Origin of the sequence: Dorea sp. D27 (genome assembly GCF_001185345.1) — a bacterium.
Taxonomy (GTDB): domain Bacteria; phylum Bacillota; class Clostridia; order Lachnospirales; family Lachnospiraceae; genus Extibacter.
Genome location: NZ_KQ236746.1, coordinates 50,007 through 63,282, shown reverse-complemented (window position 1 = coordinate 63,282; position 13,276 = coordinate 50,007). Strand labels below are relative to the sequence as shown.

11 protein-coding genes are annotated in these 13,276 nt (G+C 45.1%); 3 read left to right on the top strand and 8 right to left on the bottom strand.

Annotation, left to right across the window (positions count from 1 at the left end):
- Positions 1 to 144: 144 nt before the first annotated feature.
- From HMPREF0980_RS14045 to HMPREF0980_RS14035, 3 genes are all read left to right on the top strand, one after another.
- Positions 145 to 2,487, top strand: coding sequence for a pyruvate formate lyase family protein (locus tag HMPREF0980_RS14045; RefSeq protein WP_049729738.1), 2,343 nt, complete (start codon positions 145 to 147; stop codon positions 2,485 to 2,487).
- 11 nt (positions 2,488 to 2,498) lie between these two features.
- A complete protein-coding gene (locus HMPREF0980_RS14040) occupies positions 2,499 to 3,407 on the top strand; it encodes a glycyl-radical enzyme activating protein (protein ID WP_084002812.1) in 909 nt (302 codons plus the stop codon).
- Positions 3,408 to 3,480: 73 nt separating this feature from the next.
- A complete protein-coding gene (locus HMPREF0980_RS14035; protein ID WP_049729736.1) occupies positions 3,481 to 4,512 on the top strand; it encodes a zinc-dependent alcohol dehydrogenase family protein in 1,032 nt (343 codons plus the stop codon).
- 235 nt (positions 4,513 to 4,747) lie between these two features.
- On the opposite strand, the gene moaC is transcribed toward HMPREF0980_RS14035, so the two are convergent.
- The 8 genes from moaC to HMPREF0980_RS13995 form a co-directional block, all read right to left on the bottom strand.
- The gene (gene moaC, locus HMPREF0980_RS14030; RefSeq protein ID WP_049729735.1) at positions 4,748 to 5,233 is read right to left on the bottom strand and encodes a cyclic pyranopterin monophosphate synthase MoaC; all 486 of its coding nucleotides are present in this window, start codon (positions 5,231 to 5,233) and stop codon (positions 4,748 to 4,750) included.
- 97 nt (positions 5,234 to 5,330) lie between these two features.
- On the bottom strand, positions 5,331 to 6,209 hold the full coding sequence (locus tag HMPREF0980_RS14025) for a sugar-binding transcriptional regulator (protein ID WP_049729734.1): 879 nt from the start codon (positions 6,207 to 6,209) through the stop codon (positions 5,331 to 5,333).
- Between the two features lie 107 nt (positions 6,210 to 6,316).
- The gene (locus tag HMPREF0980_RS14020) at positions 6,317 to 7,753 is read right to left on the bottom strand and encodes an FGGY-family carbohydrate kinase (RefSeq protein WP_049729733.1); all 1,437 of its coding nucleotides are present in this window, start codon (positions 7,751 to 7,753) and stop codon (positions 6,317 to 6,319) included.
- 127 nt (positions 7,754 to 7,880) lie between these two features.
- Positions 7,881 to 9,053: an iron-containing alcohol dehydrogenase gene (locus HMPREF0980_RS14015; protein WP_049729732.1), complete on the bottom strand. Its 1,173-nt coding sequence runs from the start codon at positions 9,051 to 9,053 to the stop codon at positions 7,881 to 7,883.
- A 2-nt stretch (positions 9,054 to 9,055) separates the two neighbouring features.
- The gene (locus HMPREF0980_RS14010; protein WP_084002808.1) at positions 9,056 to 9,748 is read right to left on the bottom strand and encodes a class II aldolase/adducin family protein; all 693 of its coding nucleotides are present in this window, start codon (positions 9,746 to 9,748) and stop codon (positions 9,056 to 9,058) included.
- A 34-nt stretch (positions 9,749 to 9,782) separates the two neighbouring features.
- Positions 9,783 to 10,787 (bottom strand): ABC transporter permease, encoded by a 1,005-nt coding sequence (locus tag HMPREF0980_RS14005; RefSeq protein ID WP_049729731.1) that lies wholly within the window; start codon positions 10,785 to 10,787, stop codon positions 9,783 to 9,785.
- Position 10,788: 1 nt separating this feature from the next.
- The gene (locus HMPREF0980_RS14000) at positions 10,789 to 11,760 is read right to left on the bottom strand and encodes an ABC transporter permease (RefSeq protein ID WP_049729730.1); all 972 of its coding nucleotides are present in this window, start codon (positions 11,758 to 11,760) and stop codon (positions 10,789 to 10,791) included.
- Positions 11,750 to 13,270, bottom strand: a complete 1,521-nt coding sequence (locus tag HMPREF0980_RS13995) for a sugar ABC transporter ATP-binding protein (protein WP_049729729.1) — start codon at positions 13,268 to 13,270, stop codon at positions 11,750 to 11,752. The genes HMPREF0980_RS14000 and HMPREF0980_RS13995 overlap by 11 nt, the downstream gene beginning before the upstream one ends.
- Between the last annotated feature and the right edge of the window lie 6 nt (positions 13,271 to 13,276).

Here is a 13,276-nt window from a genome sequence, read left to right as displayed (position 1 = left end):
TAATGCACAAAATGCAGCGGATAAATATATGAATTAATGCCAATTGACTAATGCTTTAACCAATACTAAAATCATGATATAGGATAAACGTTTAACCGCTTTAACTCTGGTTGACATATTGTCGAGGCATACGGGAGGATTCGCATGTACTGGAAAGAAGCATATAAGACTCGCACGGCAGACGCATACAGCGGCCGTGCAACGATTTATAACAACGAACCACGTTTACACTTTTCAGAGCTTTTAGACCATATGGAGGCATTTACCGAAGTCTACAAGGCATGTATAAATGATCCTCCAGCAATCCGTGAAGCAAAGTGCTTTGACGCACAGTATCCGCAGATGATGCTTGGAATCATGCCGAACGACCTCTTCTGCGGGAGGGCTGACATCCTGCCGTTGGGAATGAATGCGCAGTATATAAACAGCGAGTGGGGCTTTGCCATGAATTTCGACTGGTTTGATGAAAAAATGCGGGATTCATCCATCGCAGCACAGGACAAAAAGCGGCTGCGGGAGCTTCGTATGTTCTGGAACAGCCATACTTCTACCAAAAAGTTTCTTGCCGAAATGTCTCCTTCCGATAAGGTATATATGGTCACAGGCGGCGTATCGGACGGGGCGGTTCTGAATCTCTCCGGCCAGCCCCACGCAGCGACGGCGCTGCAGAGAGTTGCAGGTATATTTCTTGATTATCACAAGCTCTTGGATTACGGCCTGCCCGGTCTCTATCATCTGGCCTTGGAAAAGAAGGCGGCCCATCCCGAGAATGATTCCAATTTTTACGAGGGAATGCGAATGGCGCTGACAACTGTTATGAAAACCTTGGAATGGTATGCCGGGCAGGCATATGCAATGCGCCAGATCGAGACAGACGCCCAGAGAAAGGCAGACCTGGAGGAGATGGAAAGAATCTGCCGAAAACTAATTACCGGGAAACCGGAGACTTTCCGTGAAGCGATACAGCTTGTCATAATCTACACGCTTTTAGACGGTGCACGTGAATGGGGAAGGATGGATGACTATCTTGCTTTATACTATGCCGAAGATCTGGATAAAGGAAGGCTTGACGAGGAAGAGGCCATTCGCCTTCTGACCAGCTTCTGGCAGCTGATGATTGTTAAAGAGCAGGTAACAGATGACAGGGTGATCATAGGAGGATTGGGAAGGAAACATCCGAAAGAAGCAGATGCACTTGCGCTGGTGATTATGGAAGTGTCCAGAAGGGTAAAAGATATCGTGCCGCAGCTTACTCTGCGCATGTACGAAGGTATGGATATGAGACTTTACGAAAAGGCCATGGACTGTATCGGAGAAGGTATCACCTATCCCATGCTCTATCAGGATGAAAATATCATTCCCGGAGTTATGAATGTGTTTGGCATCAGTTATGAAGAGGCGCTCGGCTGGCTGCCTCTTGGCTGCGGTGAGTTTACCATCGACCACAGCATCATAACGAGTCCCAACTCCGTGCTGAATATGGCCAATGTATTGTGGGGCACGATGAACGGCGGATATGATGCGACGGGACAATACCGCCTGACGCCAAACGAGACGACGCTGGCAGATTACAAGACGTTTGATGAGCTGTGGGACGTCTTTTGCAGCAACGTAGCTTTTCTGACTGACGTAAGTGCAAGAAACCACTCCCGCGGATATGAGATTATAGCCGGTGACATGTCGCTCAACCTCCACAACCTCTTATATGATGGCTGTCTGGATGCAGGAAAGGGCGTTATAAGCGGAGGGACGAAAAAATGCGGCGGAAGTGATGAGATTTACGGCATCGTTACATGTTCCGATTCATTATATGCCATTAAGAAATGTATCTATGATGACAAGACAATGAATGCCGCTCAGATGCTGGCGGCGCTTAAGTCAGACTTCGCAGGATATGAAGAAGAGCGCTCTTTGCTTCTAAATCTGGATAAGTTCGGCAATGACTTGGATGACGTGGATGATATGATGAAAGCGGTACATGAGATGGTCTGCGAAAAGATGCTCGGAATATCAGGAAAATGCTACGGACTGGACTGTTTCGGCATGGTCAACATCAACAATCGCGATAATACGACCTACGGAAGAAATACTGGCGCCACGCCGGACGGAAGACATGCAGGAGATTCCCTTTCCAACGCCAACAATCCTACGGCCGGCATGGACAAAAATGGGGTGACAGCATTTGTAAATTCTCTGCTGAAAGCGCGGGGTGATATCCACTTCGGAACCGTACAGAATATGAAATTTTCTAAAGAAACATTTAACAATTTGAGGCGGACCGTCATACTGCCCCTTATGGACTCGTATTTTGGGCGGGGAGGCACACAGGTTATGATCAATGTAGTCGGGAAGGAAGATCTTGAGAATGCCAGATTGGATCCTGAAAAATATACAAATCTCATCGTGCGTGTCGGCGGGTTCAGCGCCAGATACGTGGAGCTGGCAGATGACGTGCAGTTAGATATTCTAAACCGTACGTTAAACTAGGGTAATGTCATATGGAAGATTTAATAGTTTTTGATCTGCAAAGATTTGCGCTGCATGACGGGCCTGGAATCCGCACCACTATATTCCTAAAAGGGTGTCCCTTGGACTGTATATGGTGCCATAACCCTGAATCCAAGAGTCCAGATCCGCAGCTTGGCTTTGTGGATAAGAGATGCACGTCATGCAGAAAATGCGTTGATGTGTGCAGACAGTTGGTACACATATTAGATAATAAAGGGATCCATACCATCAATCTTCAAAAATGTATCCATTGCGGTGCCTGTATAGAGGCGTGTCCGAACCACGCACTGAAATTGTATGGTAAAAAGATGTCAAATGATGAGATTCTAAAGTCTGTAATGAAGGATTGGGATTTCTATCAGAGAAGCGGAGGGGGATTGACCATAAGCGGCGGGGAACCCATGTACCAGTTCCAGGGCCTTCTGGAATTATTAAAGATTTCAAAAGAAAGAGGGCTCCATGTATGTTTGGACACTTCGGGCCTGGCGCCCACAGAGCAATACATGGCTGTAACCCCATATGTGGATGTATTCCTATTCGACTATAAGGTGGCAGATTCAGAAGTCCACGAAAAATATACCGGCGTCGAGAACCGCCTCATTTTAAATAATCTTGACTTACTTTGTACGGGTGGAAGCAGGGTGTTTCTTCGCTGTCCCATCATACCGGGTATCAATGATAACTCAGAACACTACAAGAGTATCGCCAGATTGTCTCAGAAGTATGATGGAATCGAACAGGTACATCTGCTTACGTACCATGACATGGGAAAGGGAAAAGCGGCGCAGATTGGAAGGCAGTATGCATTATCCGGTCAAAAGACAATTGAGGAATCGGAAAAGCAAGAAATCTGCAATAACGTAAAAGGATATGGCTGTACGAAGTTGCAGGATAGCTAAGGTATTGACCAGCTTTGCCTACGGCCATTTGGATAATATCGAAGTAAATCAAGTTCAAGAAAGGAAATAAAGTATGAAAGCAGCAGTATTTTATGGACCAGGCGTGGTAAAGGTAGAAGAAAAAGCAGTTCCAAGTATAAATCATGACGAGGTGCTGATACGTGTAATGGCTGCAGGAGTCTGCGGCACGGATATACACATTTACGACGGTGCCAAAGGGGCTTCCGAATGTTCTCCCCCGGTTGTACTTGGGCACGAGTTCGCAGGAATTGTTGAAGCAGTGGGGGAGAATGTCACGCACGTAAAAGTTGGAGACCATGTTACCGTAGACCCTAGTATTATGTGTGGGAAATGCTATGCATGCAAGATGGGTAAACCTCACTTCTGTGAAACTTATTCTGCAACAGGTGTTACGTATGACGGTGGTTTTGCAGAGCTCGCCAAAGCAAAGGAAGAGCAGGTGTATGTGCTGCAACCGGAAGTATCTTTTGAAGAAGCGGCCATGTGCGAACCCCTCGGTTGCTGTGTACACGGTATCGGCCGTGCACATATCAAAACAGGCGATACCGTACTGATTATCGGCGGCGGCACCATCGGCCTGATTATGGTACAGCTTGCAAGACTTGCGGGGGCTGCTACGGTCATCGTCTCAGAGCCGGTTGAGGCGAAACATTCCATGGCTCTTAAGCTAGGGGCAGACTATGTAGTGGACCCCTTGAAGAAGACCCCGGCACAGCTCATCGAGGAAATAGAACTCCGTGAAATCAATGTTACGATAGAATGTGTGGGACAAAAGCAAACGATGCTGGACGCCCTGCAATATGTCGGAAATGGCGGACATGTACTTCTATTTGGACTGACAGCGCCAGACTGCGAGATACCGTTGAAACCTTACGAGATATTCCAGAAAGAAATTACGATTACAGCCTCTTATGTAAACCCATTCTCACACTACAAAGCAGTACATCTTGTAAATACAGGAAAGCTGAAATTGTCAGAACTGATTTCTGACAGGCTACTACTGGACGATATAGACAGCGTATTCCAAATACGCGGGAAGAACGGAAAAATGATGGTATATCCGAATCCTGCATACACGCAATAAAATCTTACTTTATTCGTCATTTTTTTTACATGCCGTCATCATTTTCCATATAATTCCAGAGTTTTCCACATTTATTATCCTATTAATCCACAAATTGTGTATAAATAGTGGATACATTTCCAGCATCCGAATAATTTTTTCTGATTTTTCGACTTTATTCGCTATGTGGGAACGCAAGTTGGGGACGGGGGATTTTTAAAAATCCCCCGTCCCCAACTTGATTTAACGTGTCCCTCTATCTGTTTTTCGTATTATTTATCTCTCCACTTTTACCGCCTGTTTTTTTCTGAAGGTAGATATCCCCAATTTCCATGGACTTATCCAAAGCCTTGCACATATCATATATGGTCAGCAATGCCACGCTTACCCCTGTCAGCGCCTCCATCTCTACGCCGGTCTTACCGTTCACCTTTACGACGCATGTACAGTGGATTTCTTTCTTTTCAGGATTCTTATCAAAGGTGACCCGGCAGTTAGAAATGGGCAGGATATGGCACATCGGTATGAGTTCTGATGTCTTTTTCGCCCCCATGATTCCAGCCGTCGCAGCGACTCCAAGCACATCGCCTTTTTCTATGCTCCCGGTCTCTATGGCGCTGTAGACAGCCTCATTTACTGTAATTTTCCCTGTCGCCACGGCTTCTCTTGCCGTATCTGCTTTCCCGGACACGTCCACCATTACCGCTTTTCCCTTGTCATCAAAATGTGTCAATTTTGCCATGCCGCTTCCTCCACAATCGTTTTTTCTGTAATGTGTCCTAAGCCACGATACTTTTATCTTTTTTATCACTTATCAGCTCGCCAGGCAAACGACACTGTCACAGCCGCAAAATGCATCTTGCCGTGTCTTCATCTGTAATCATGATATTAATAATCTTACCTTTCATGGCCGCATGTATCGCTTTCACCTTTTCTTCTCCAAATGCTACAGCAATTCTTACCTGTATCCTTAAGTAATCGGCCGTCGTTGCCCCTACTACGCAGCTGGATATCTTCTCGGCATTAAATCTGCCGTTGTTATCATAAAAATGAAACATAATATCTCCAACACATCTTTGATCTAATTCTTCAAAGAGATTCGGGGGAAATTCCAGGTTTTTAAGATTCTCTTTTACAGAATCTGTAATTCCTATTCCTGTTATCGCATATTCGGCATTACATATTTCTTTATATGTGTTTATGATATTTGCATCGTTTAAAAACAGGTCTCTTTTTTCCGGTGAACTTACGATACCCGGGGCTGCCAGATAGACCGCATTTGCATTTAGCTTTTCCGCCCAATTCTGCGCAACTGTAACACTTGGAATATTTTCCCCAAACATTCCAGTCAATTGAGTGATGTTCAACTCATTTTCACCTTCTATCGGATGAAAATAATTGGCCACGGCGTTCATGGTCTTCCCACCAGATATCGCGATAGTACCTTTCCGTGGCATAATGCCTTGAATGTAACGTGCTGCCACATTATAAGTTGAATTTGGCTCCACGTTCCTCGCCACTATAATATCCCGCATACCATAACGCTTCATCAGCTTCGCTTCCAGCTCTTCCTGGCGCACTCCATCATCCTGACCATGGATGTAGATCTGTATAATTCCCAGTTCCCTGCCCTCTGTCAGCAGACGCACTACCGTAGTCCTGCTGATTCCAAGCTTCTCCGCAATCTCCTGCTGATTCATCTGTAAGATGTAGTACATTCTGCCTACCTGTTCTATCAAAGCGTGACTACGTAGTTTTACCGGTCTCATATGCTTTATATGGATCTGATTATAAAGATCCATATTCCCCTTTCATTGCTTAATTTTCATGTTCCTATCTTATTTCTTACTGCTTCCCAACGAATAGAATACTCCTGTATCATTTGATTATTTTCCGGCTCATATACTTTATCAACAGCCGCATTACAGCAATTGTATCCAAAATAATCATTACAGATTCTTACACAACCCCTGGCCGATGCCTGCCCATATCCTTCCCGCAATATCAATTTCCTCTGCAGAAGATTCGCAGTCAATTGTCCCAGCATGGCAGACCGAAATCCGCCTCCACACCCAAGAACATAATTTTCATCATGCGATGTCATCTCACATAAGCTATGATATTGCTTGCTGATTCCACAGGCAATATCGGCTATCAAGGCATATGCCAGATCATATCGGTTCAGATTTTCATCAAGCGGAGCCGACATATAAAATCCCCCGTTTTGCAATGACCTGTTTTCCGAAAAAATCAATGTACCAAAACTTGCAATGCACCTGACTCTATCTATTTTCTGTAGTTCTTCCTCTATCTTCTCATAAGTAACATCTGGAAAAAGGAACGATTTCATACGCTGATAGTTTAAACCTGTGACCCCCGCATTCGTCTCTATCTGGTAACTCTTTCCATCAATATAAGAATCTGTCCAGCATCTCTGCCTCTCATCATAAAACTTATATGGAACAATTGTAACAATCGGAGAGGTCGTTCCTGAAACAATGACTACATCCTTTTGTTTTGCATCCATCCCTTTGACCGCCATCTGGGTATCCGCACCGCCAACGACAAACACCACATCCGCAGAAATTCCTAGTTCTTGGCAGACGGATGCATTTACATGCCCAAGATTTTTGCCCGCCGTTACAAGTGCAGGAAGAATATCAGGCTCAATTCCAAATACACTGCACAATTCCCCAGACCACTCCTGCCGTCCGATATCAAAAACCTGCGTCTCACACGCCTGAGAGTGCTCCATTCTGAGATTTCCTGTAAAAAGATAGCCAATCCAATCACTCATGCTTGTTATTTTAAAAATCTTTTTGTATATTTCCGGCTGCCTTTTCCGAAGTCCTAACAACTTACCCGCCGAAAAAACACCAGACAGCCAACGCCCTGTCTTATAATATATCTCATGTCCGTTTGGGATTTCTCCTATCCACTTGTCTCCACGGTTGTCTATATTAGGAAGTCCATAGAACGCTTTCCCTTCCTTATTAAGAAGCACGACAGACTCCCGGGCACTCGTAGATGTGAATGCCTTGATGCTATATCCCGGATAAGATATGAGCATTTCCTTCACATAGGAAAAGATGAGCGCTGACCAGTCTTCGGGTAAAAAGTACAATGCATCTTCATATGCATAGTCCCTGTGATATGGATTTGCAAACGACCTTATCCCAATCAGTTCACCTTCCACCGACATAAGCACGACTCTTGAATTACCTGTACCGATGTCCACGATAAAATATGCCTCATTACACATTCTTTTCTCCTATGCATAGCACATTTAGTGGTCCAATTCAGTGCTATGATAATACCATAAACTGGTAATATAGTCAAATTCACACAGGGTTATCCAACCTCCCTGAACAACCCTGTCAGCCTCTATTTTACAAACATCTTCGCAGCACCTGTTCCACGGTTCCTTCTTCAAAAACATAGGTTTCCGGACTTTCCATAACCCCCCGAACGATAGTTGGAATCATCTCACTTGTAACGCCTAATTCCCCCAACGTTTCTGGAAGTCCCCATCGTTTAAATACCGCTTTTAACGCCTGGATTCCTGCCATCCCATACTCTGCGTCTGTCATTTGTTCGGTTCTCTCAATGCCAAAGACTCTCTCGGCAAATTGCATGAATTTAACCGGTGACTTCTCATTTTCCAACTCCAGCCATGCAGGGTTAATCACCGCCAGCCCCTCTCCATGCGAAGAATCAGTCAGCGCACCCACTGCATGTTGAATCCAATGTGCAGGAAAACCTGCATTGGATCTGCCACAATCCTGAAGCCCGCTCATAGCCAATGTAGCGGCCCAGCTAAGCGCTGCTCTCGCATTCAGATCTTCCGGATTATCCAGCACTTTTTCATTCTCGATTACAGTCATCACAATCCCTTCGCCTATTCTGTCGGAAAGCGGATTATGAGGAACCCCGTCAAAATATCCTTCTAAAACATGGGAAATTGTGTCTGCCATTCCTGCTGCTGTGATTTTTTTAGGAACAGATACCAGAAGCTCCGGATCGATAATGGCTGTTTCAGGAAATGCATGTGAATCGTGTATTGCCCATTTCTGCCACTTTGCCGTATCTTCCGGCTCATCATTGGTTATAACCACATGGCAGCTTGTCTCAGCACCTGTTGCAGATATCGTACTGACTGCTATCATTGGCAGTGAAGCTGATACATCTTTTTCTCTTCGGAAAAATTCCCATACATCTCCACCACAGGCGGTGCCAATTGCTATCGCTTTTCCTGCATCTATAGCGCTTCCCCCTCCTACGGCTACAACAACCTCAACTCCTTCTTCTTTTGCCAGAGCGATTCCCTCCCTAATCTTTGATAGTTTAGGATTACTTGAAACATACTCCAATACCTGTACTGTAACCTGAGCTTCCTCTAGAATTTTGACCGCCCTTTCATATACACCCATCTGTTCTAACGGACCCTCCTGCTTTACCAGAAGCGCTATGTTCCCCAGGGACTTCACCTCTGCCCCTAAGTCTGCAAATCTGCCCTGTCCAAACACAACTTTTGTCGGGTTATAATACTCAAAATTATTCATATCTATACCTCTCTGTTTGAAGGAACTTGTCCTGCCTTGCTTCCATTATTTACCCGCTCTCTGATTGCCAGCAATTCATCCACCTGGCTCTCTGTTAGCATCTGTGCCGGTTTCTGAAGTCCAACTGCGGCCATGTGGATTTTGGCAAAATGCTCTAACGCCTCCATCCTATAGTACGCCTGCATCAAATCTGCCCCCCATGTCAACGCACCATGTGCTGCCAGAAGACAGCAATTATAATCTTTGCAATATGGCGCTACGGAATCAGGCACTGCCTGCGTTCCCGGAGTTGCGTAACTTGCAACCGGAACCACACCCAGCATAACGATTGCCTCTGCAAAGACCGGCTGGTCAATCCATTCCCCGGTTATTGCATACGCTGTCGCAATCGGCGGATGTGCGTGAACTGTTCCTCCCACCGCTTTATTCTCGTTATATACTCTGAGATGCATTTTTACTTCTGAGGAAGGGGCCCAGGTCCCTTCCAGAACATTTCCGTCAAAATCCATTTTCACCAGCATCTCCGGTGTCATATATCCCTTGCTGACACCGGTGGGCGTTGCCCATACCTCCCGCTCCCCCACCCGGAGGGTAATGTTTCCATCATTTGCTGCCACCAGCCCCTTGTCAAACACCCTTCTTCCAATCTCACATATGAGTTCCTTTGCTTCTTCATCTGATACATATTTTCCCATGTCTTTTCGCTCCTTTTTATGCTTTATTTGATTATTAATGTCTCCTCGTACGCAGCGCCCAGACATTTCTCTGATATGCATTGACCGCAAGAACAAATAAAATCAATCCGCCCCTGATTACGTACTGCCAATAGAACTGCACTCCAATGAGATTTAGACCGTTTGTCAAGAACCCAAAAAATATGACCCCCACAACCGTTCCGCCCACATTGGCAAATCCCCGTCTGTGCATAGTACTTCCTATAAATACTGTGCCAATCGCATCCAGTAGATAATAGCGCCCGTTTACCGGAATATACGAAGATAACTGCGCCCCTCCAATCACCCCTGCCAGACAGCAGCAAGCCCCACTTACGACAAACGCAATGGTCACACATCTTTCGACAGACACACCCGAAAGCTCAGCGGCCCTGCGTTGCAGACCTGCCGCGTATAAGTGTCTCCCTAATACTGTCTTTTTCAAAACAAAGGCGGCTGCAACGGCTATAATCATTGCCAGGACAATGGATGACTTTATTGTAATATTTGCGCCTTCCTGCACAATATTAACAACCGTTCCCTGCCCGATACTTTTAAAAACTCCATCCACACCTGAAAGATATACCGGCGTACCACCTTTTGTCACAATCCGCTCAATACTCTCACCAATAAACAGCGTCCCAAGTGTGGCGAGCCAGACAGAAATCCCTACTTTCAAGATAAGGAAGCTGTTGATCAGCCCAAACATAAGCCCCGCTGCCAGAGCCAGCACAATCCCTGCCTCTGCCGGGATTCCGCCCTGAATTGCATACACGCAGACCAGTCCCCCCATTCCGTATGCAGCCGCAACCGACAAATCCGTCCCTCCGCTGATTACGACAAAGCACATCCCAATTGATACGAGCAATAAAACTGAGGAGGAACTCAAAACTGTAGTAATGTTTCCAATCGACAGAAAACCTTCTGCAAAAATAGAAAAGAAAACAAATATTCCAAGCATCATGAATGCCGTTGTGTTATCATATAAAAATCTGCCAAGTGAAAATGATTCCTTTTTCATATTATTCCACCCTCCTCTTCTGTATTGTTGTGATGGAAACGGTAATCAGAATCAGTGCACCTTTTATTGCATACACCCAGTAAGATGGAACATTAATCAATGTAAACCCGTTAGTCAGCACCCCGATAAATAATGCGGCTATAAAAGTCCCCGGTATATTTGGCCGGTATCTTCTTGAGAACACAGCCCCAAGATAGCTGACTAGCATCACATCAAACAGCTGCAGGTCTCCCGCTCCCGGCGTATAGCTAGACAGCCTTGCGACCATTAAAAAAGCAGAAACTGATGCCATGACACCGCCAATTATGTATGTACTTGCTACCATCAGGGAAACATTAATTCCACTGGCCTTTGCTGCCAGTTCGCTTCCTCCTGACGCACTGACTTTATTTCCGTAGGAACACACATTAAATAGAACATACATAACGATTGCCACTACAACAAATATCCATGCTATGACGGGAATTCCAAGTATTGCTGTATTTGATATTATGACCAGAGCTTTATGATTCGCCGGCACTACAACATTATTTGTAATAATCCGCTCCACTCCCTGAAGCAGATACATCATACATATTGTGGAAAGAAGAGGTACCATTTTAAGTTTTACGATTGTATATGCATTCACCGCCTCAATAGTGATACTTACCAGTGCAGCCGTTGCAAATGCCAGCCAAAGCGGCTTACCGCCACCTGCCATAACTGCAATAATGGCTCCGGCAACTGCCATATTAAGCGTAATGGATAAATCCGTCCCGCCCCGGATAACATCATCCCCGCCTCCTATAAAAATACCAGTCAAACCAAACCCGCATATTCCAAGAACCGCCGATTGTGCCAATATATTGACAAGATTGCTATACCTCAAAAATATAGGGGCCTTGATTACAAAGAAAATAATAATCACAGCAAATGCAATGTAACCGCTGTATCTCATAATCACGTCGCCGGCATTTTCTCCTTTATGTTTCATCTTCGGCACCCCCTCCCATGGAAGCAACAATGATTTGGTTCGTAATATCCTGATCCCTTATTTCCATTTCCAATTTTGTCACTCCCCGGTACATAACAATCACCCGGTCCGACATCCCATACAGCTCTTGGATGTCCTGCGTGATTATAATGACCGCCGCACCACTTCGGGCCATTTTATCAATTATCTTATATATATCGGCTCTTGCACCTATATCAATTCCTGATGTAGGCTGGTTTAATATATATAGTTCCGACTCATCACTAAGCCACCTTGACAGCACAACCTTCTGTTGGTTGCCACCGCTCAGGTTTCCGGTCTGTGCATCTCTTCCAGGCGTCCTGATTCCAAGATGTTCGATCTGCGCATCTGCCGCCGCAGCTTCTGCTTTATATGAAATAATTCCATACCTCGCCAACTTTTTCAGGCAGGCAAGTGTAATGTTCTCCTGGACCGACATCTTCTGAATGGCCCCCAGTCCTCTCCTGTCATCCGGGACATATCCCATCTTTTCCTGTACTGCCTTCTGAGGGCTAATGTAACTCATCTTCTTTCCTTTGAATTCTATCTCGCCGCTGATGATATCTGCATTGTCATAGATGCTGATTCCAACCTTATCGTGTCCGGAACCCATAAGCCCCGTAATCCCAAGAATCTCACCTCTTCGCACCTGAAAATTCAAATCGCGGAACTCTTTTTTATGGGTAAGCCCTTTTACGGATAATATCGTCTCTCCCGGTTTTCGTTGTTTTTGAGGATACTGTTCCAGAATATTGCGCCCCACCATCATCGTCACCAGAGAATCAATTGTCACATCTGCTGCATTCACAGTATCTATTTTTTCGCCATTTCTAAGAACCGTCACCCTATCACATAACTCCAATATCTCACCGAAATAGTGGGAGATATAGATAACACCTTTTTCTTTTTTTAACTGATGGATGATTTTAAACAGACGCTCCGATTCCTTCTTGGCCAGTACCGCTGTTGGCTCATCAAATACGATTACTTTGGGGTCATTCATCAATGCCCTGCATATCTGTATCAATTGCTGCTCACCAACCGTCAGTTGACTAACCAGTCTGTCTCCCGGCAATTCTACCCCCACTTTTTCTTTCAGCATCTTCTCCGCTAACTTAATCATCCCCTTTCTGTCCATAAACCGAAAAAGAGATTTTGTTTTCTCAATTCCTAAAAATAGCATTTCAGCAACTGTAAGATGCCGAACAACATATCGCTCCTGATGGATAAAACTGATTCCAAGATGTTCTGCGGTACGGGCATTTAATTTCTTCGTAATATCTTCACCGTCAAAGATAATCCTGCCCTCATCATTGCTATAAAGTCCCGCAAGTATCTTCATAATGGTTGACTTTCCTGCCCCATTTTCGCCGACAAGACCATGTACTTCACCTGCTTTAACCTGAATTGTCACATTAGACAACGCTTTTACTCCCGGAAATTCCTTTGTAACATCAAGCATTTCCAGTATATATTCTGCTCCAGCCATATCTTC

Excerpts from the sequence above, each read along its gene's own strand:
- HMPREF0980_RS14000 (WP_049729730.1), bottom strand. The coding sequence starts at position 11,760 with ATGAAACATAAAGGAGAAAATGCCGGCGACGTGATTATGAGATACAGC.
- HMPREF0980_RS14010 (WP_084002808.1), bottom strand. The coding sequence starts at position 9,748 with ATGGGAAAATATGTATCAGATGAAGAAGCAAAGGAACTCATATGTGAG.
- HMPREF0980_RS14025 (WP_049729734.1), bottom strand. The coding sequence starts at position 6,209 with ATGTACTACATCTTACAGATGAATCAGCAGGAGATTGCGGAGAAGCTT.
- moaC (WP_049729735.1), bottom strand. The coding sequence starts at position 5,233 with ATGGCAAAATTGACACATTTTGATGACAAGGGAAAAGCGGTAATGGTG.
- HMPREF0980_RS14040 (WP_084002812.1), top strand. The coding sequence starts at position 2,499 with ATGGAAGATTTAATAGTTTTTGATCTGCAAAGATTTGCGCTGCATGAC.
- HMPREF0980_RS14035 (WP_049729736.1), top strand. The coding sequence starts at position 3,481 with ATGAAAGCAGCAGTATTTTATGGACCAGGCGTGGTAAAGGTAGAAGAA.
- HMPREF0980_RS13995 (WP_049729729.1), bottom strand. The coding sequence starts at position 13,270 with ATGGCTGGAGCAGAATATATACTGGAAATGCTTGATGTTACAAAGGAA.
- HMPREF0980_RS14015 (WP_049729732.1), bottom strand. The coding sequence starts at position 9,053 with ATGAATAATTTTGAGTATTATAACCCGACAAAAGTTGTGTTTGGACAG.
- HMPREF0980_RS14005 (WP_049729731.1), bottom strand. The coding sequence starts at position 10,787 with ATGAAAAAGGAATCATTTTCACTTGGCAGATTTTTATATGATAACACA.
- HMPREF0980_RS14045 (WP_049729738.1), top strand. The coding sequence starts at position 145 with ATGTACTGGAAAGAAGCATATAAGACTCGCACGGCAGACGCATACAGC.
- HMPREF0980_RS14020 (WP_049729733.1), bottom strand. The coding sequence starts at position 7,753 with ATGTGTAATGAGGCATATTTTATCGTGGACATCGGTACAGGTAATTCA.